Source organism: Paenibacillus sp. FSL R5-0766 (assembly GCF_037971845.1).
Classification (GTDB): Bacteria; Bacillota; Bacilli; order Paenibacillales; family Paenibacillaceae; genus Paenibacillus.
The window spans coordinates 281,947-301,830 of record NZ_CP150227.1 but is presented as its reverse complement, the minus strand read 5'-3'; the positions used below and the strand labels follow the sequence as shown (position 1 = coordinate 301,830).

The window sequence follows — 19,884 nt, the reverse complement described above, 5'->3', positions numbered from 1 at the left end:
ATTATTAAGGTCTTATTTCAAGTTTTAAGGGATCAGCTTCATTAGCGCTTCGCTCTCCCGAATCGGGCCGTTGGTCGCTGTAGTCAGCACATCTCCATACTGTTGCATGTTGGTAACGACAATGGACGTAATGGTGTTATAACCTGCTGAGGTAATGCCTTCTGGATCAAATTCCACCAATAAATCACCGGCCTTGATTGTCTGCCCCTGTTCGATATGGGCGTTAAAATACTTCCCTTTCAGACTGACGGTATCCACCCCGATATGAATCAGGATCTCGACACCATTCGCAGCTTTCAATCCGATGGCATGTTTGGTGCGATAAAGTGCTTCGACTACTCCGTCAAATGGAGCGTATACCTTGCCATCTGTCGGAACAATCGCAATCCCTTTACCCATTAACTCTTGGGCAAACGCCTGATCTTCCACCTCAGAGATTGGTTTGATCTCCCCTGTCATTGGACTAACGATAAGCATGTCCGAAGATGTGGATGTCTGTGATGATACGGATGCTGGAGTCACCTCTGTGGCAACGGCTGGCTGATTGCTGTTTACTTTATCCGTAGCTTGCTGCTTCGATTTACTTCCTTCAGTATCTTCCTTGATGCCAGCCAACAGCGTGAACACAAACCCGAGTACAACTGCGGCAATACAACCAATAACGACATACATGTAACGATCCGATGAATACGTGCCAATGGCCAATACACCTGGCAGTGAAATTGCATTCGCTGTTGTATGCACCAAACTGTAGAATCCACCAACTAATCCGCCTGCCAGACAACCTGCGAAAAACGGACGTTTGTATTTGAGCGTTACACCATAGATCGCCGGCTCGGTAATCCCGAATAACGCGGTGAATCCACTCGAAGCAGCCGCTGACTTCATCGTTTTACTCTTCGTTAGGACAAACACACCGAAGGCTGCTCCAGCCTGAGCCAAATTTGCCGCCAGTGCCGTTGGTAACAACACGGTTGCACCCAGTGTAGCCACTTGTTGAACCTGAATCGGCATGATGGCATAGTGCATACCAAACATGACCATGATCGGTTTGAAAAATCCAAGAATCGCACCAGCAAGAACACCTGCGGTTGAGAACAATGAGTTGATACCATTGGTCAACCAGTCACCGATATATGATCCTACTGGGCCAAGCACGATCAGTTCCACTGGAATCATAATGAATAAAACAATCATTGGGGTAAGCAGGACCTGTAGAAACTTGGGAATCACTCGATTGACGATTGGATACACATAACTCATAATCCATACCGCCAGAATGATTGGAATGACGGAAGAGGAATATTTCATCAACAGAATCGGCATGCCGAGAAAATCAATACTGTTTACACCTGTCTCAGCAATCTGAGCCGCAGCGTTCAAAATGGTTGGATGCATTAATCCCGCAGCAAGAGCTACCGCCAAATAGGGATTGGTTTTGAAACGATTTGCTGCACTAACAGCCAGGAAGAATGGCATGAAGTAGAAAATACAGTCCCCGATCATGTTAATGATCGTGAGGAAACCGGAGCCTTCCAGGTAACCCATGGCAGTTATAACGGTAGCCAAACACTTGATCATCCCGCAACCAACAAGTGCTGGCAGAACAGGTGTGAATATACCTGCGATGGTTTCAAGCACTACGTTGATGGGGTTACGTCTCTTTTTCGTTCCACTGTCTGTAGACTCCGTAAGCTCGCCAATATGGTCAGAAGTTAAATTCTTCACTTCACTGTATACCGCGTCTACTTTGGCACCGATAACAACCTGAACCTGTCCACCGGAATTTTGTGCCTTGAGCACGCCCTCAAGCTGATCCAGCGCTTTGAGGTCTGCTTTGTTATCATCCTTCAATACGAATCTCAAACGGGTTGCACAGTGTGTTAGCCCGGATATATTTTGCTCGCCGCCAACGAGATCAAGTACGTTTTTAGCCAAGTCTTTGTTGTTCATGACCCTTCTCCTCTACATGAATAAATTGGATATATAAAAAATGACCAAGCCGGGGAATCGTCATTCCCTACGCTTGGTCATGCCTGATCGAATCAGTAACAGTCCAATATGGAGTATTTGGTTAGTTCCTTCATTAGGTTCATTCCGTTGGTTCATTCGAGATCAATCGTTGAATATGCAAGATCAGATATAATTTTTCATCATCCGAACAGGTCCAGCCGTAATTATTTTTCAGGAAGTCAGCAATCTTCTCCACACAAGCCAGTTCTTTCGGAAACTTCTCCTTCACCATCAGGAACAGCGATTCATTCTCATCCTTGAGCGATTTACCGCTCATCTGCCTCAGAATGAAATAACGGATATGTGTGGCAAAGCGCATGAAATGGATGGAATCCTCCTGAAAGTCAATTTTGAGAGCATATTTGATCACAGACAGAATCTCGCCCGTAACTGTGGTTACCTTCGTGGTATCCGTCATCTCTCCAGAGCCCACCTGTGCATTAACAAAATGCAGAGCAATCAGTGTTGTTTCGGCTGTTGGCAGAGCGATATCCGTTTTTTCCTGAATCAGTTTCAGGGCAGCCTCCCCCACCCGGGTCTCGTCCGGATAGAGTGTCCGCACTTCCCATTCCAGCGGATTTTTGATACGGATGCCTTCTCTGGTTCGGGTTAATGCAAAACTGATATGGTCGGACAGGGTGAGAAGCAGATTCGGGTTAAATGTTTTATTCAGAATCTGACTGCCCAACTTGATGACTTCCTCCGCGAGATAAATATCCTCAATCGGAATACTGTTCAGCAGATCATACATCCGGATGTTCTTCGGTGCCACGAAAATTTTCTCCACCAAGTCCGTCTCCGTCAGCTCATAGGGCGTTTTCAGAAATCCTACACCCTTGCCTACGACAAAAACCTCTTCGTTATGTTCATTAATAGCGATGGCCACGTTATTGTTTACTTTCTTGATAACCTTCAATGTTCTCACCCCCCAACAAAAATAAAAAAAGACCGAAAGCGATTACAGTAAAGCAATCGAATTCGGTCATGCCTGGTTTCCCCAGTAACAGTCCGTGTTATGAATATAAGTTTATTATAGTGCTGTTTTTGAAAAAGTCAATCATCCAATCTTAGGGAAAAATCAGCCACTCTTATCATTGAAGGGAACGTAGAGACCCGATACGTCAGATATAACAACGCCCCTTCTTTAAAACTATAAAAAGAAAATGTGACCATATGCCCTACCCGCCAGTCTAATTCATATAAAAACCAGCCAAGTGCTGGCTTCATCCCTCCAATACGAAAGGAGCTGTTATCCATGGGTTCAACCGATCTAGTTAACCAGGCCATCCAAGGAGATCGTGAAGCCTTTATCCGGCTTATTCGAGACATTGAAAACTCTTTGTACAATACGGCAAAATCCATGCTGCGAAAAGAGGAGGACGTGGCCGATGCCATTCAGGAGACAATTCTGAACGCATACAAATCGGTGCATACACTCCGGGAACCCCGGTATTTCAAAACCTGGCTGTTTCGCATCCTCATCAATGAATGTAACACGATGCTGTCCCGCCGCGCTCTCTCCACCGCTTATGCGGAAGTACCTTCAGAAAAGCGGGAGCATTCCAGTCCCTACGACGAGGTCGATATGCGAGAAGCGGTAGACCGTCTGGAGGAATCGAAACGAATTGTAGTCGTTTTGCATTATTTTGAAGACCTGTCCCTGCGTCAAGTCGCCGATGCGCTGAATATTTCCGAAAGTGCAGTGAAAATGAGACTTACTCGGGCAAGGCAGGAGTTATATCAGAAATTCAAAAATTTTCGGGAGGTAAACTTACATGTCAAACCCGTTTAATATCGATCAGGAATTAAAGAACCAAGCGAAGGAGCGTCCCCTGATGTCTGAACTCGTTCGTAACCGGATTGATGCCACTCTGGAATCTCTGCCGGTGTCGCCAGACACATTGAAAACGGAACAGACTTTGCGCTCCAGTCGCCGGAACAAGCGATGGCACAAGGCTGCAGCTGCGACGATCGCAGCCGGAGTGTTGGGCGTTACCGTATTTGCATCCGGCTTTGTATCACCGGCCATGGCTGCCTCCTTGCGCAATATTCCACTCGTGGGCAACCTCTTCAGCTCGATAGAAGCTGATATGGGTCTGCGAACGGCGGGCAACGAAGGCTTGACTACCCCTGTTAACAGCAAGGTTGCTTACCAGGATGTGAAGCTCGAAGTGCTTGAAGCGGTATATGATGGTACACGTGCTGCGTTTCTGGTTCATTTCACTGCGCCTAATCTGAATCAAGGCGAATATGACAATGGCAAGGACATCGTGAAACTGAGCAGCGGAATTGAGAATGTCTTTCTAAAAGTCGACGGGACCCGTCCGAATAGCGGACTGTTCTATAGTTCGGTAGGAGAAACGCAGCCAGATACACTGCTCTTTGAGCAGGTCATTTCCTCCGATCAGGGAACGGCACATTGGCCGGATCAGTTTGACGCCAAAGTTCAATTGACATTGCAGGGTATTGATCATGAGTTCGAGCTGACGGTTCCATTTACCAAATCAACAGATAACATTCATCGGGTTCTGCCTAACACAGCCATGACCAACGATCTGTATACGGCCGCTGTTACGGAAGCTGAGGTTACCCCTGTCACCACTCGCCTAACTACTGTTATCAGTTTGAATGATAAGAATACTCTTACGGCAAAGGAGCAGGAAAAGCTGAGTCACATCGGATTTGCCGTCTATGATGATCAGGGGCGGCAACTGACCTCACTTAGCGGCGAGGGCACCTATAAGGGAACCCAATTAACATCCGAACGCATATATGCCACAACTGCCAAGGATATAAAATATCTGATAGTGAAACCTTTTGAGATCAAGGATGACTTCGCTGAAGAGGTTAAAGATAATCAATTCATCAAGGGAATGGAAATGAAGATTCAGCTTCAATAGCCTGATCTCATTTCCTTGTGAAGGAGCCATTCCATGTCCATCCAATATTCAATCTCATCTCCCATCGTACTTGGCCCATTATTCGTTCTGGTCCTGCTCGCCCTGATGCTCCATGCCAGGGTGAGCAAAACCAGGTACACGGTCAGACAATATGTGTCGATGCTCGCATTTGCCATATATATGTTGGGCGTTATGCATTTTGTATTTTTCCCTATCGACGTGAACATCGGAATCTATGCCAATCAGACCCCATGGTATCAAAGCATTCAATGGATTCCGCTCCTGACCGCGGATGCACCAAGCTTTCTCCTCAACATTGTGCTGTTTATACCACTGGGGTTCATGCTTCCTTTCATAAAGTCTTGGATTCATTCGATACGAACAGCAGCATCAGCAGGATTAGCCCTAAGTTTCCTCATTGAAATTACACAGCTCCTGCTCCGAATAACCTTGGGCAACGGTCGCAGCACCGATCTGAACGATATAATAGCCAATACAACAGGAAGTGTACTTGGTTTCGTCATCCTGAATCTGTTCACCAAAAGTTCCATCGGCCAGCGACTATTGGCACTATGGGAGTCACCACAGGGAGTATCATCCAAAAATATGCAGTAAAATGAATATGAGCATGCATAACGCCCCTTGAAGGCAAAACATGGTCCATACACCAAGATGAAAAAAGTCGAGTGCTATGGTACAATGAAGGAATTGTGTATTCAGAGACAGACATGTGGATAAAGGCCATGAACGAAGGATTTCTGATGCGCTTTTATCCATTCATCATGCTGCCATTTTAGGGAGGCTTATGGAACAACCATGCTCATTATTGGTATCGCCGGAGGAACCGGCTCCGGTAAAACGACGGTAGCTCGCTCCGTCATAGACCGTCTGGGATCAGCTAAAGTTACGTTTATCTCCCAAGACAATTATTACAAAGACCAGTCGCAGCTCACACCTGAGCAACGCCGACTCACCAATTACGATCACCCGTTTGCATTCGATAATGATCTGTTGATTGAGCATCTCACCTTGTTGAAAAAAGGCCAAGCGGCGTATGCTCCCGTATATGACTTCACCATAGATAACCGTGCTGCCAATGAGACGGTTGAACTGGCACCGAACCATATTGTCATTGTAGAAGGATTGCATGTGCTGATTGATGAACATCTTCGCAGTCTGATGGACATCAAAGTATTTGTTGATACCGATTCCGATGTGCGGATTTTGCGGAGAGTACTGCGGGACATTGAAGAACGCGGACGCACGATCCAATCCGTGTACAAACAATATCTCGAAACGGTAAAACCAATGCACGATGCTTTTATCGAGCCATCCAAAAAGTATGCCGATATCATTATTCCAGAAGGCGGACATAATGAAGTAGGTATTCAGATGTTATCCATCCTAACCGAGAAATACCTCACCGGAGAGAATTGGAATGGCGCTTAATTTGTTTCAAAGCAACACAACAGAAATCCAGGTTACGATACAGCGTAATCTGGATTTTTTGATGATTTTTCATTTATAATAGTCCCCAATAGTTGAAAGGAGATCTACCCCTATGGCTACTTTTGAAGAGTTCATACAGCATGACATCCGGGTTGGTACCGTGGTGGAAGCCGAACCATTCCCCAAGGCTCGCATACCCGCTATTAAAATGACGATCGACTTCGGACCACTTGGTCTGAAACGCTCCAGTGCTCAGATTACCCAGCGATACACGCCTGACATGATCATCGGCAAACAGGTCGTTGCAGTAGTTAATTTTCCACCCCGGCGTATTGCCGGTTTTGTCTCTGAAGTACTTGTGCTTGGCGGCGTGCCTGGTGAAGGCGATGTTGTCTTGCTTACACCGGATAGCCCATTGCCTAATGGAACACCGATAGCCTGACTTTATTTAGAGTAAGAAGAATATGGGCTTTTCAAATGTTTGGAAATCGAGTATTCTTGATTTATTGATTATTGATGGAACTACATATGTTGGAGACCTTAAAGCATAAGGCTATGAATCTGCGGATTCGTGGCCTTTTTTTGTGTTTTTTGAGGAAATATAGGTCTTGAGCATTAGTAATAGTTGGGTGGAGAGGAGGAAATATATTGATAAATCATACCAACAGCCTAGTTATACATGGTAGAATATTGATTATTATTACAAATTTAGTATCTAGTAGCCTGAAAAGTACATATCTAAGGAGAGAAATTCACAATTGAGAGGAGTAAAATTCATGAAAAAAATGATGGTTTCCGGCGTAACGGCACTAGCTTTATTAACAGGGGGTATCGTAGGTTTTGGAGGCGTTGGGAGTTCTGTAGAAGCTGCACAAGCTACAACTACATTCAAGGACGTTCCTTCTACACACTGGGCATCTTCAGCAATTAATTCGGCCGTGGAACAAGGTTATTTCAAGGGGTATGCCGACGGGACATTTAAACCAAGCTCACCGGTCACCAAAGCTGAAATGGCAAGTATCCTGGGACGTTTATCCGACCAGCCTAATGCATCAACACAAGAACAAAACAATTTCACAGACATACCCGAGTGGGCAAAAAACGGCGTCTCTATTGCTATAGCAAAAGGTTTTATCAGCCCTTCTAATTATAAGGGGAAATTGGATGCACAAGGCGCTCTTCAACGAGGCGAAATGGCTACATGGCTGACGCAAGGACTAACCGTGGTTGATCCTGAGTACAAACAAGCACTCTCTGATGTGACCAACACCGTTGTGCCTGCAAAGGAATATTTCACAGGTAAACTCGCAAGCGCTCAAAAAAATGCACTAGCCGTTGCCCTGGGAACAGGACTGATGAGTGTGGCAAACGATAAAACATTTGGCGTTGATCGTACCACCACTCGAGCAGAAGTAGCAGTATTGATCGCCCGTTATGCAGCAGTTGCCAAGACAAAACCTGCCGATTTTCAGGGTTTAAATGAGCTGCGAGCAGTGGGTTTGACGGGGACGAATTTGAGTATTATTGCGCCTAAGTATCAGAAGACACCAAAAAATAAATTCTTTGATTCGTATGATTACAGTAAAGTCACTGATCAATTCTCTCAAGTCAGAAATAAAGAATTAGTTACAGTTACTAGTTATGCAGATGTTAAATTAAAAAATTGGATTATCATAAATCCGTATGTTACAGGATTGAAACGTAGTATCTATTATCCAGTTTTTGTTGATGAGAAAGACACCTTACTGCGTGGATCGTATTATTCTTTTGCTGAATTTGATTTAAATATTAAAAATTCCATGACTCAACTTCAGGCTGGTAGCCTTTTACAATCTCCAAGTATCAATGCTTTAAAATCACCAAATTCTGAATCTTTCTCTAAATACTCAGTACCACATGTTAATGATTTCCTTGGTAGTAAAGGGTTATTTCAGGTTAAGAATCCTACTTACTGGTCTATGGGATTGTTACACTTTGATAAAGAATTAACCACTCAAGTGAAACTCATTACCAAAGAGGGAATCGACTTCAATGTCACATCAAATTAATTTCAAAAGGGTGATTCGCATTGCGTTTCGATTCCGTACTTAAAAAATCATTCATTTCTTTACTCATAATAAGTATATTATCACCTATTCCTTCTATTCTTGCTGGAGGTGGCCCGGGGGTAAAACCCCCTTTGGAGGCTCCACGTTGGGAGCCTTCCACCCCAGCAAAATCTCAAAAGAAAGTTAGTCCTGTCGAAGGTAAAGGTACAAGTAATATCGGCATTTACATATATCAACTAGATAATATGAAGTGGCAAGTAGACGGAGAATGTAATGGACAAGAATTATCAAATAATTCTACGACAAATAAACCCAATTCATCCTTGGTGTGTATCAATCTTCCTTTAGACAAACCAGTCTACAAGCCAACTGCATATACAGATAAGCTTGGTGAACCACATCATAGCTCTGAATTCAAATCTGCTTCACTAAAACCAATGTATATGGACAATAAAGATTACTATACTTCGGGTGAACCTATTTTGGTGAGCGTAGATAGTTTCACAGGTGATGCAGTAAAATTTACGATGCAAATCGGAGGTGCTATTGAACCAACAGCCCACAGACCCTATAATCCACCTAAATTTTCTGCCGACTACATATTCAATACGGATATATATTGGCGGGCCGTTGCCGAAATAACAAAAGAGATCAACCTTACCGCTGGCGGGCAACTTAGCTTGAACCAGTCCAAACAATTGAATGCAACGATCAAAACGAAAACTGGAGATGGAAACTTTGGAGCGGAGACCAATGTAAACACTGGCAGCGGTGGTACAACCACATGGGAATCATCCAATCCCGGTGTCGCTACCGTTAGTAACTCCGGAGTAGTTCAAGCTGTCAGTAGGGGAACTACAACCATCACCGTACTGTGGAAGAAAGATGGATTTCAGTTAACTACCACAACAAACATTGGTGTTGACGAGAACCCAGGTACTGGCGAGGGCGACGGTAACGGGGGCGGTGGTGGAGGTTGCACGCCAACGATTGGACCACCTTCTGCTGGAACCATCATGAGCATGAATGATCTCGATCCAAATGCCAACGGTGTTATTAAGTCAGATAACAGAGATATTGAGACATTCAATGTGTTAAAAGGAATACCTACTTCCGAATCACTCTACACAAATGCCTTTGCTGACAATTATCTGTTTAAACAAGCTTGGGCGAAAATGAGCGGTAAAGTTACATACAACTGTAATGTCACAATCTCGTACGACAGAGAGTGGACAGTACCTGGACCAGAGGAATGTGATGATGATGGTTGTACACCAGGGCCACCTGTACCCGCGAACGACACGGTACCCAAGCCATACAACTTCCAGATCACAAGAGACTACTCCTACTGGAAAATTAACAATCTGGAAGTATACAAGATCGCTAAAGCAACCATGAACAATTATGCTTTGCCTGGAGAGACCGTTACGATGAGTCCTGCAGGATATACACCACCAACACTGGAGTCTAAAAATGATGAATCCGTAGAAAGCCATGTACAACCAGGGCAAACCACTTCAATCTCATATACTCCACCCAAATTAACAGGTGGTTTGAACCAACCTCCCAGTGTGCCTGATGATACATCACGTTTAAAAGGAATGGCTGAATCCAACACACCTCAAAGTAAAGTGAAGAATGATTTGGTGAAATTCAACAACACAACCATTATGAATGATGTGGAAGCAACCAAAGATGGGCCAACACCATCCAACATTCCTAATCCAACGACGATTGGGCGTGATGTGCTGTACAAACCGGGTAATATGATCAGCAATTCCCTGCTGAATAAAGCAAATACCACAAGCTCTGGTGAAATCTATTATGATTTGCTACCAGGTAACGTGAATGGCGGCGCCAATAAAATATTACCGATTAACGGCATCAACACGGTCACGGTACACACCCCTGTCGTCAACTACGCCTGGGTATCGGATGATCAGCCGCATAATCAGAAAACCGTACCGGACCCAACCAGCGCTGCACTCATTCTGGAACGACCGTTCATTGTGCGAATTCCCACATCGGGGCAGCACTTGGACGCAGCGAGTTATCCCGGTTATGGAAATCGGGACTATGCCAAATATTTTCGAATCAAACAGGTGCAATTCCCGTTTGATGTCTACAACGCTGACCGGAGTCAGTTTATCCCCGCCAAGACATGGGTTGATATTCCGGTTAACCAACTGGACACCACATTCTATCTGCCTGTATGGGTAGACGAAGGCAAATATCACATTGCATTCCGCAATATTGCAGAGAATGCACCTGCAAACTTTACCGAGCAACAGGATGCCAATACCAATCTGGCACATCATGTTGCAGCAGACACCGTGCCGGTAGATGTTATCGGAAGGTTATATGATTTTCACGTCACTGATATCACTGATTACAATTGGGAAAATGTATTTCGCAAGCGATTGGGTAGTCCCGAACCAACGGGCTATAGCTACTGGACCGGGATGAATAGCATTGATGGTGATCCGCGAGGTAACCTGGCTCCATTTGTATTGCCCATCCGACCAGGAAGCCATCCGGTGCAGGGATTCGCTAACGCAACTGTGAAGACAGGATATCATTTCAAGTTTGATCTAAAGACCAAGGGCAATATGTTTGGCAAGCAGGATGGTATTCGCATAACACCAACTTTTTCTTTTGTAAGCAAAGACGGGTCCTCCCGGCAAGAAGTTGATCTGTACTACCATCGAGGTCAGGAACGCCTGATCCGTATCGGATCGGCACAGGATCTGGAGAAACGATTTGTTGTCCTGAACTCCCGGCTTCGTAATGTACCCGGCACAGAGTTAGGCGATACAGCGCGTTATCAGTATAGTTATGAACTGTCAGCGGAAGAACGCAACCAGCGTACGTTGGCAGAACATATGGTTCGCCTGGTCGATCAGACCTCTCATCAAAAAACATGGGCAGGTCGTTATGACTGGATGATCCTGTCTGCTCCGATTCGGACACTCATTGGGCCCAAAACGGACATACCTTCCGGAGTCAACGTGGACCGGGCCAACGCAGCAATCCAACGCTGGTACGGGGAGTACAGCTTGCCGGCCGATGTATATGCCGTACCAAAAGGTACGGATCTCGAACCCCTCGCCCGACAAGATCAGCTGGATGAAAAATCAGATATTTTTCTAAAGAATGGTTATATCGTGGTCAACTTCAACATGGAGAGCCTGCGGAATGGAAATACAGAGGCGCCCCATCTGCAATACATTCATGCACCACTGATGAATCAATGGCAGATGGAAGGTTTCAACAAAACGCCAACAGACAGTCAAGACAGAACCTGGCCGCTGAAGGATGGCGACATTGTCTTTTATCATGCTGATCAGTCCAGCCGGAATGACTTCCAATCCCAAGTACCACACTAGTTTGAATCTCTCATGTCAGCACGACTGGCTAAGCATATGTAGCCAACCACATGTGGACAGAAGAGTCTATATGCGGAGTACCTCTCCAAAATAAAACTGACTGCCTTTATAGCGATATTCACCCATGAAGCAATCAATAAATATATGATGAAATAACCCTGAGGGGCCAGATAAAATACTATACAGCCTTCACAAAACTACGATGTACTGAATGACATAGGTGCACTGAACGACATACGATGAAGCATTCATAAGCTATTGCTTATCATGTTCCAACTACACACAACATGCCTGTTATACAACAAAAGGGTTACTCTGAAAGTCATCTATGGACTTCTGGCGTAACCCTTCTTGCATCATTCTCATTTTATAACCTTACTTAGACTATAAAGAAAACCCGCACATTAGTATTATCCTGACAGACTTTCTCCAGGAGACAGGTAGGTTAGCAGGAACGTGATGCCGAACAATACGACAACCAGTTGTAATAAACGCTTAACGATATATCTGCTCAAGTGCTCAAACGTCCTTCCCCAAAACTTTATGTATGTGCCATGATGTTCTCCGTCCACAGCTCCGCTGAAAACTTATAAATTCTATCAAAAAAAAGCGTCCCTCTCCGTGTTACTGGATGAGGACGCCTTAAATAAACAGAATTTCAGAAAAAGTCATGCTCTCTAAACACCTTCCTATCTCCCGTAGGGTACTACTGTGTTTGTTAAACCTGGCAGGTCTCCTGGCTCCAGAATCATCGACACTTGCAGCTCCTTCCCGGCTTTACCAGTGGATTATCGCTACCTGACTCCTCTGTTACAGTGGCGGGACCGCGCCGGTATTACACCGGACATCCCTATTAATTTTCCACCCTGACGGGCAAAGCACCAAGTTCCACATATTCAATTACACTTCTGTATCAGTATGGCGGGATGACGAATAATGATCAAAACTTTTCTTTTAAATTTGAAACACTAGATGCATCTAATCTCGATTTCTCGAACCCTTTGGAGACACCCCCGTCACTCGCTTGAACATCTTGGAAAACAGTAATGGGTCTGTATAACCAACCGAATGTGCCACTTCACTGACCGACAGCACTGGATTTTGAAGAAGTTCAGCAGCACGATTCATACGGTACTCCAGAAAAAATGACTGTAGCGACTTGCCGTATCGTTCCTTGAACAATCCTGACAGATATGTGCGATCCAGCCCCACAGCTTGGGAAATATCCAGAATGGAGGTCCGCTGGCTGTACCTGTTCTCCATAAACTGCACTGCCTGCCGGATGTACGTCTCTTTGTTCGAAAGGAGCTGCCCTATTTCTTCCTCTACAGGCGAAGAAGAGATTAATTCTGCCATCAGGCGGTACAAGAGACTCTGGTTCATCACATCCCCTCCCGAATACGTGGAGGCCTGAACCATCTCTGAGTACAGATGCTCCATTGTATTCGTATCACGGGCATCATATATCGGGCGCTCCGGGCTCAATTGGGCACGTTGCATGAATGCTTTGGCTTGTACGCCTTTAAAACCAAACCACGAATACGTCCAGGGCTCCTTCGGATCTGCCTCATAATGAATGAGTGTGTCCGGGAGAATGACAAAACCCTGTCCCTCGCTAAGCTTGTATTCCTGATCCCCCATGTACACGGTACCCCGTCCTTCATGGATGTAGTGCACAATGTAAGAATCACGTACACCCGGTCCCCAATAATGCGCAGGATCACATGCCTCCCACCCGAAAAACAACAAAATCAGCTCCATCTGTGTCCAGCCTGTGCGAACCACATTCATCTCAATGCGACTCATTTTTCGCCCTCCATCCTGACTTCGTTCCGCTTATCTCTTCATTAAGTCTATTTATATTATAACAGCTAAAGTGCTTCCATATTAGTTGAAAGCGGGAACAAAAATGGGATTATGACATATTTGAAAGGGTTTGAGCCATAGTTATATGTGCCGAATCGGCCTATAGTTGGGGTACAACATTTTTCAGGGAGGCTAAACTTAAATGAATAAAATTACGTTCCTCGGTGCAGGCAGCACCGTCTTTGTTAAAAATGTATTGGGTGATGTCATGATGACCGAAGCACTGCAAGATTTTGAGCTGGCATTGTTCGATATCGATGCTGAACGCTTGAGTGATTCAGAGCGTTTGTTGACCAGTCTGGCCCGTTCACTCGGAAGTCGTTGCGTCGTGAACGTATATCATGACCGCAAAGAAGCGCTGCGCGGAGCCAAATATGTCATCAACGCCATCCAGGTCGGTGGATATGATCCATGTACTATTACGGACTTCGAGATTCCGAAGAAATATGGACTGCGTCAAACGATTGCAGATACACTCGGTATCGGCGGAATTTTCCGTAATCTGCGTACGATTCCGGTCATGCTGGATTTTGCCCGAGATATGCAGGAAGTATGTCCGGATGCGTGGTTCCTGAACTATACCAACCCGATGGCTGTGCTTACTAACGTCATGAATGTGCATGGTGGGATCAAAACCGTAGGTTTGTGTCATAGTGTGCAGGTATGTGTACCACATCTGTTTGATGCACTGGGGATCGATCAGACAGGTGTTGTGGCTAAGATTGCAGGGATCAATCATATGGCGTGGCTGCTCGAAGTTACAAAAGACGGGCAGGATCTGTACCCCGAGATTAAACGTTTGGCGAAGGAAAAACAGAAAGAACAGCATGACGACATGGTTCGTTTTGAGCTGATGCAGCGTTTTGGCTATTATGTAACGGAATCCTCCGAACACAATGCCGAGTACCACCCTTACTTCATCAAGCGGAATTATCCGGAGCTGATTGAACGCTTCAACATTCCACTGGATGAGTATCCACGCCGCTGTGTGAACCAGATTGAAGGCTGGAAAGAAATGCGTACCAAGCTGTTTGCCAGCGAAAATATTGAACATACCCGCAGCCGTGAATACGCATCGCATATTATCGAAGCGATGGAGACGAATAACCCGTACAAAATTGGCGGCAACGTCATGAACAACGGACTGATTACGAACCTGCCGCGCGAGGCATGTGTCGAGGTACCTTGTCTGGTGGATGGATCAGGAATCAGCCCTACGTACATTGGGGATCTGCCTCCACAACTCGCAGCACTGAACCGGACAAACATCAACACGCAACTGCTGACAATTGAAGCGGCAATCACTGGCAAGAAGGAACATATCTATCATGCCGCTATGCTTGATCCACACACAGCTGCGGAACTGTCTATTGATGACATCGTAGCGATGTGTGATGAGTTGATTGAGGCTCACGGCGACTGGTTGCCAAAATACACGTCATAAAATAGAAGCACCGTTTCCTTTGCTGCTAAAGGGGACGGTGTTTTGTTCGTTTCATAGCGCTCACGCGCTGAATCGTGCATCGCATCATTTATCAGAATTTCCCCGCGCACTTAAACCTTATTCGGCAGGGAGCAAAAAGCGATAACCAATGCCAGGCTCCGTCTGAATATATCGCGGATTCGTTGGATCTTCATTTAATTTCTTGCGCAGATGTCCCACATATACCCGAAGATAATGGCTATCAGACTCATGATGATGCCCTCCCCATACTTGCTGCAAAAGCTGGCGCTGAGTGATGATTTTCCCTGCATTGGAGGCAAGCACCTTCAGCATCTCATATTCCGTTGGGGTTAATTTGACCAAAGTCCCCTCCAGTTCGACCTGCCTTTGGGCCAGATCAATCGTGAGTGATCCGAAGCGCAATATGGGCTCATCCGTCGTTTTGGCTACATGACGCAGCGCCACCCGAATACGGGCGACCAACTCACCCATCCCGAATGGTTTAGTTACATAATCATCTGCACCACCATCCAACGCGGCAATTTTGTCTCCCTCCTGATCCTTGGCTGTCAGCACGATAATCGGCACTTGTGACCATTCACGAATCCGTCGAAGCACCTCCATACCGGACATGCCCGGCAAACCAAGATCAAGGATGATCAGATCCGGATGTACAATGCTAGCCTGAATAACGCCCTCTTCGCCATCCCCACACTCGTGGAGTTCGAATTGGTGTGCCTGAAGGGTGACCTTGAGCAATTTGCGAATCTGCGGCTCATCATCGATCACCAGTATGCGAGCCCCTAGTGGTGCGTTCATGTTATTCTTCAACCTCTCCTTGTTCTGAATAGGGGAACCGTGGTCCGTGAGCCTCCATAGGGATATCTATGCGTATTCTCGTTCCTCCGCCCGAATTCGACTCTGCTACTATGGTACCTCCATGGACCTCCACAATGCCTTTGCAGATGGCCAGACCAAGCCCTGTCCCGGTGACATGCTGAGTCGACTCCGAGCGATAGAACTTATCAAATATACGTATTCTTTCCGCTTCCGGTACACCGATACCTTGATCAGCCACCATGATCGTCAATTGACTTGGGCTCTTATCACTCGTCACAGTGATAATAATCTGGCTCTCATCAGGCGAATATTTGATGGCGTTGCTGACGATATTGACCAGCACCTGCTCCAGCAACACTTCATCTCCGAAAATGAACACCGGATCATCAGGAAGTTCAACTTGAATATTACGATTGGGACTGAATTCCCGAACCTGTGTCAGTACAACGCTGATTATATCTTCCACGTCACACCATTTCCGGTTCAGTTGCAACATACCGCTCTCCAGCCGAACCATACCCAGCAGATTCGTGACGAGACGATTCATGCGCAAGGCTCCATCCCGAATGTTGCCAGTTAATTCTCTCCGATCCTCGGGTGTAAAAAGAGTATCATTCTCGAGCAGTCCCGTAGCCGAGCCGATAATGGCGGTTAGGGGCGTACGCAATTCATGAGAGACAGAATCCAGCAGCGCTGTGCGTATGCGCTCCGATTCGGCAGTGATCTGTGCCAATCGGGCCTCTTCCGCCAACTTCACTCGGGCAATAGCACCTGCGGCCAGTCCACCGCATGCCTCCAACAGACGAAGCTGTTCTTGCTGTACATTAACTTCGCCAGCGTCCATGCTCACGGCGAGCACGCCATGAATCTGCTCCTCTGTGCGTAGCGGCACGTAAAGTCCGGGAGATTCCCGTAAAGCGGATGATCCCTTACCTGCGATCTGTCCGTGATTATACACCCATTTGGCAATGGCAATCTCCGACTCTCCATCTCCCCAGCCATCCTTTTCCCCTTCTGATTCGGGTGCAGAAGAGCTTGTAACCAGCAGATCCCCCTGCCCATCCGGAAGATACACAGCTGCTGGTTTGCCCAAGGTGAGCGAAACCTGGGTTGCAATGTTAACCTGCAACGTATTCAGATCCGTAATGGCTGTCATCTGACGACTCAATGCGTACAGGGAGTTAGTCGTAGCTTCACGTGCTTTTACCATCTCCAGCTGTTGTCGCAATCGACCTGCAAGACTGGCTGTCAGGATCGCCACCGCAAGATACACAACAAAGGAGATGAGATATCTCAAATCCTCAACCGTGAAGCTCAGATATGGCGGTACAAAGAAGAAGTCAAACATAATGACGCTAATACTCGCAGCATATACAGCTGGTCCCATTCCCCAGTACACGGCACTCACCAAGACGGGAAACAGGTATACAAGCCCAACATTAACCAGATCACCACTCATGCCGATGGCATGAAACAGCAAAGTTAGCAGCGTCACCCCGAGGGTCACCCATACATATGCATATGCCGGAACCCTTTTCCCATGGGCTTCCGGCGTTTCTTTTTTTATTCGTTCAGACAAAATCATTCACATCCCGCTCAGTTCATAATCGTAATCTGCAACGATCAATATATCCAGATGCCGCGACAAGCGTACAAGTCGGTTGACCACCGAGCCTGAGCCGCGGTAGCCATTCAGCCACCACACCCGTCTTGCCTGCCCGACCACCAACTGCGTTGCTCTCGCCTCCGATGCCTTTCTGGCCAACATCTCAGGTACATCGCGTAGCCTTGGACTGTGATGAATATGAAATTGACCACCAAGCCGAATCGTCAGCTGCTCCAACGCTTCCAGATGGCACTTCACTTCGTCACTCATGGACTCACCAATGTGGATATGGTGTACATGCCAGATGGCTTTTAGACGATAAGCCATACGGAATCCGCGCCGGATCAGCCGCTCGGCATGACGATCACTGCTTACACATACAAAGACTGCCTCCTGTCTGCGCCAAGGTCCTCGAAGTGCAATTTTGGCCTGCTGTGCTTCAAGCCGTTCATCCACATCGTCCGCCAGTTCACGAAGGGCAAGTTCACGCAAGGCAATCAGATTACCGATTTTGAAGAAATTCGCAAGGGCTTGCTCGACCTTGGCAGTTGCATAGATTTTACCCTCCCTCATCCGCTGCCGCAAGGCCTGGGGCGCCACATCAATCAACTGCACCTCATCCGCCATCTGAATGATCCGATCGGGTACGGTCTCGCGGACACGAACACCTGTAATATGTTCAACGGCATCATTCAGGCTCTCGAGATGCTGTACATTCATTGTAGTAATCACCGAGATGCCTGCATTCAGCAGGAGCAGAACATCTTCATAACGCTTTTGCCGAACACTCCCGGGTACATTCGTATGCGCCAGTTCATCCACAAGCACCACTTCTGGGCAAAGATGCAGAATAGCCTCTGTGTCCATCTCTTCCAGACGCGCCCCCTGATAAACGCGCTGCGCGCGAGGGATCACAGACAGGTGGCCCATCTGCTCCACGGTCTCCGCCCGCCCATGTGTCTCCAGCAAGCCGATCTGCACATCGATGCCCTTGCGGAGCAAATCATTGCCTTCCCGAAGCATCATGTAGGTTTTGCCTACACCTGGTGCAGCTCCGATATATATTTTAAATGTGCCGCGCTGAATCTGACCAATCTGTTCCTTCATTTCCTGCTCGCTTAGTCTGCGGTATGTCAGCGACTCCACATCGTTAACTTTAGCCGGAACCACACGTTCACCCTCCCGGGCCGCTCGATCAGCAACCAGAAACAGGTCGACACCACGTAATCTGCGCAGCAGCGAGTTAACAACGGACCCTTGCCACAGTTCCTGCCAGCGCGTACGCCGGGAGTGTCCCATCACAATGCGGGTAATCTGGTGTTCCATTGCGTAACGTGCCAGCGTAGACGGGATGTTGCGACGGCGTAATATAGACAGCTCCTCCATATGGCCGCCAAACTTCTCTACCAACTTGATCATATTACGCCGAAATACGGTTGCCTCCTTGGTTAATGGCTGCTTCATATTCCGAAAAACCACAGCGCACAAATCACCATTCAGCCGTTTGGCAATCTGTTGTCCACGCCGGATATAGATGGAGCCATTCCAGTGATATTGTGTAGACACCAAAATCCGTTCCATGATGCCTGTTGTGACGGTAATTCCCATCTCCTCCCGATGCTCACGCAGGGATTCATTAACTCCCTCCGCAACCAATCTCAGGGCCAGTTCGCGCAGAATGCCCAGATTGCCTTGACGAAAAACAGCTTCTCCCTCATGCCCCTTCAGATGACCTTCTGCCAGACGGCTCAGTATGGTTTCCGGCGTGACGTCAATCAACTTCACTTCATCCGCAAGCTCCAATGTATCGGCAGGCACCGTATATTCTGCTGCGATCCCCGTAAGTTGTCGTGCCAGCTCGGTATAGCCTTCCAGCTCATACACATTCACCGTTGTCATGACACTGATGTTGTTTCGGAGCAAAAACTGAATATCCTCCAGCCGGGTAGCATAGCGAGCGCCTGCTCTGTTGCGATGTGCCAAACCATCCACCAGCACAACCTCCGGATTACGCGCCAATAGTGCATCCAAGTTCAGATCCTTCATCTCTACATCATCACTCTCGCGTAACCAGTGAATGCTTGGAATCCTTTCGAGTGAGCCAAGTTGCTCCACCGTTTCCGGTCTGCGCATCGTGGACACGGCACAGATGACCACATCAATGCCCTGCTCACGCAACGTATTCCCTTCCCGCAGCATGTGATACGTTTTGCCCGATCCGCTGACTGGGCCGATGTAGATTTTGAGCGTACCCTGCTGCAGCTTCGTAATCATCTTCAGCATCTCTTCTGGTGACTTGCGCTTGAAGCTGTCTTCCATCCGTCCTCTCCCC

Annotated in this window: 14 protein-coding genes and 1 riboswitch; of the genes, 8 read left to right on the top strand and 6 right to left on the bottom strand. The window is 46.9% G+C overall.

Going from position 1 to position 19,884, the window contains the following annotated elements:
- Positions 1 to 24 precede the first annotated feature (24 nt).
- Positions 25 to 1,953, bottom strand: a complete 1,929-nt coding sequence (locus MKY66_RS01345) for a beta-glucoside-specific PTS transporter subunit IIABC (protein WP_076210287.1) — start codon at positions 1,951 to 1,953, stop codon at positions 25 to 27.
- A gap of 139 nt (positions 1,954 to 2,092) precedes the next feature.
- Positions 2,093 to 2,938, bottom strand: a complete 846-nt coding sequence (locus MKY66_RS01340) for a PRD domain-containing protein (RefSeq protein ID WP_235200849.1) — start codon at positions 2,936 to 2,938, stop codon at positions 2,093 to 2,095.
- Between the two features lie 330 nt (positions 2,939 to 3,268).
- On the opposite strand from MKY66_RS01340, the gene MKY66_RS01335 reads away from it, so the two are divergent.
- The 7 genes from MKY66_RS01335 (at position 3,269) to MKY66_RS01305 (ending at position 11,796) form a co-directional block, all read left to right on the top strand.
- Entirely contained in the window at positions 3,269 to 3,805 is a 537-nt protein-coding gene (locus MKY66_RS01335) for a sigma-70 family RNA polymerase sigma factor (protein WP_076210285.1), read from the top strand.
- Positions 3,789 to 4,913 (top strand): DUF4179 domain-containing protein, encoded by a 1,125-nt coding sequence (locus tag MKY66_RS01330; RefSeq protein ID WP_076210283.1) that lies wholly within the window; start codon positions 3,789 to 3,791, stop codon positions 4,911 to 4,913. Before MKY66_RS01335 ends, MKY66_RS01330 begins: the two co-directional genes overlap by 17 nt.
- A 33-nt stretch (positions 4,914 to 4,946) precedes the next feature.
- Positions 4,947 to 5,528 carry a VanZ family protein gene (locus MKY66_RS01325; protein ID WP_076210281.1) on the top strand — a complete coding sequence of 194 codons (582 nt, stop codon included), beginning with the start codon at positions 4,947 to 4,949 and terminating at the stop codon, positions 5,526 to 5,528.
- A gap of 201 nt (positions 5,529 to 5,729) precedes the next feature.
- Positions 5,730 to 6,362 (top strand): uridine kinase, encoded by a 633-nt coding sequence (udk, locus tag MKY66_RS01320; protein ID WP_036616377.1) that lies wholly within the window; start codon positions 5,730 to 5,732, stop codon positions 6,360 to 6,362.
- A gap of 112 nt (positions 6,363 to 6,474) precedes the next feature.
- Complete coding sequence (gene csaA / locus MKY66_RS01315) at positions 6,475 to 6,804, top strand: chaperone CsaA (protein WP_076210279.1); 330 nt, start codon at positions 6,475 to 6,477, stop codon at positions 6,802 to 6,804.
- Between the two features lie 334 nt (positions 6,805 to 7,138).
- Entirely contained in the window at positions 7,139 to 8,410 is a 1,272-nt protein-coding gene (locus MKY66_RS01310) for an S-layer homology domain-containing protein (protein WP_076210277.1), read from the top strand.
- 443 nt (positions 8,411 to 8,853) lie between these two features.
- Positions 8,854 to 11,796: a DUF5704 domain-containing protein gene (locus tag MKY66_RS01305; protein WP_339806716.1), complete on the top strand. Its 2,943-nt coding sequence runs from the start codon at positions 8,854 to 8,856 to the stop codon at positions 11,794 to 11,796.
- A gap of 708 nt (positions 11,797 to 12,504) precedes the next feature.
- Positions 12,505 to 12,697: riboswitch (cobalamin riboswitch) on the bottom strand.
- 77 nt (positions 12,698 to 12,774) lie between these two features.
- Here MKY66_RS01305 and MKY66_RS01300 read toward each other — a convergent pair.
- Positions 12,775 to 13,602: an AraC family transcriptional regulator gene (locus MKY66_RS01300; protein ID WP_076210275.1), complete on the bottom strand. Its 828-nt coding sequence runs from the start codon at positions 13,600 to 13,602 to the stop codon at positions 12,775 to 12,777.
- 202 nt (positions 13,603 to 13,804) lie between these two features.
- Here MKY66_RS01300 and MKY66_RS01295 point away from each other — a divergent pair, with 202 nt between their 5' ends.
- Positions 13,805 to 15,106, top strand: a complete 1,302-nt coding sequence (locus MKY66_RS01295; RefSeq protein WP_036616368.1) for an alpha-glucosidase/alpha-galactosidase — start codon at positions 13,805 to 13,807, stop codon at positions 15,104 to 15,106.
- Positions 15,107 to 15,223: 117 nt separating this feature from the next.
- Here MKY66_RS01295 and MKY66_RS01290 read toward each other — a convergent pair whose 3' ends face one another.
- The 3 genes from MKY66_RS01290 to MKY66_RS01280 are packed head-to-tail and all read right to left on the bottom strand — an operon-like array spanning position 15,224 to position 19,871.
- A complete protein-coding gene (locus MKY66_RS01290; RefSeq protein WP_076210273.1) occupies positions 15,224 to 15,925 on the bottom strand; it encodes a response regulator in 702 nt (233 codons plus the stop codon).
- Between the two features lies 1 nt (position 15,926).
- The gene (locus tag MKY66_RS01285; protein ID WP_256704197.1) at positions 15,927 to 17,531 is read right to left on the bottom strand and encodes an ATP-binding protein; all 1,605 of its coding nucleotides are present in this window, start codon (positions 17,529 to 17,531) and stop codon (positions 15,927 to 15,929) included.
- Positions 17,532 to 19,871 (bottom strand): histidine kinase, encoded by a 2,340-nt coding sequence (locus tag MKY66_RS01280; RefSeq protein WP_076210271.1) that lies wholly within the window; start codon positions 19,869 to 19,871, stop codon positions 17,532 to 17,534. It lies immediately after the preceding gene.
- Positions 19,872 to 19,884: the final 13 nt, after the last annotated feature.

Coding starts and splice junctions, on each gene's coding strand:
- csaA (WP_076210279.1), top strand. CDS start 6,475: ATGGCTACTTTTGAAGAGTTCATACAGCATGACATCCGGGTTGGTACC.
- MKY66_RS01325 (WP_076210281.1), top strand. CDS start 4,947: ATGTCCATCCAATATTCAATCTCATCTCCCATCGTACTTGGCCCATTA.
- MKY66_RS01285 (WP_256704197.1), bottom strand. CDS start 17,531: ATGATTTTGTCTGAACGAATAAAAAAAGAAACGCCGGAAGCCCATGGG.
- MKY66_RS01300 (WP_076210275.1), bottom strand. CDS start 13,602: ATGAGTCGCATTGAGATGAATGTGGTTCGCACAGGCTGGACACAGATG.
- MKY66_RS01295 (WP_036616368.1), top strand. CDS start 13,805: ATGAATAAAATTACGTTCCTCGGTGCAGGCAGCACCGTCTTTGTTAAA.
- MKY66_RS01310 (WP_076210277.1), top strand. CDS start 7,139: ATGAAAAAAATGATGGTTTCCGGCGTAACGGCACTAGCTTTATTAACA.
- MKY66_RS01335 (WP_076210285.1), top strand. CDS start 3,269: ATGGGTTCAACCGATCTAGTTAACCAGGCCATCCAAGGAGATCGTGAA.
- MKY66_RS01305 (WP_339806716.1), top strand. CDS start 8,854: ATGGACAATAAAGATTACTATACTTCGGGTGAACCTATTTTGGTGAGC.
- MKY66_RS01280 (WP_076210271.1), bottom strand. CDS start 19,871: ATGGAAGACAGCTTCAAGCGCAAGTCACCAGAAGAGATGCTGAAGATG.
- MKY66_RS01290 (WP_076210273.1), bottom strand. CDS start 15,925: ATGAACGCACCACTAGGGGCTCGCATACTGGTGATCGATGATGAGCCG.
- MKY66_RS01330 (WP_076210283.1), top strand. CDS start 3,789: ATGTCAAACCCGTTTAATATCGATCAGGAATTAAAGAACCAAGCGAAG.
- MKY66_RS01345 (WP_076210287.1), bottom strand. CDS start 1,953: ATGAACAACAAAGACTTGGCTAAAAACGTACTTGATCTCGTTGGCGGC.
- udk (WP_036616377.1), top strand. CDS start 5,730: ATGCTCATTATTGGTATCGCCGGAGGAACCGGCTCCGGTAAAACGACG.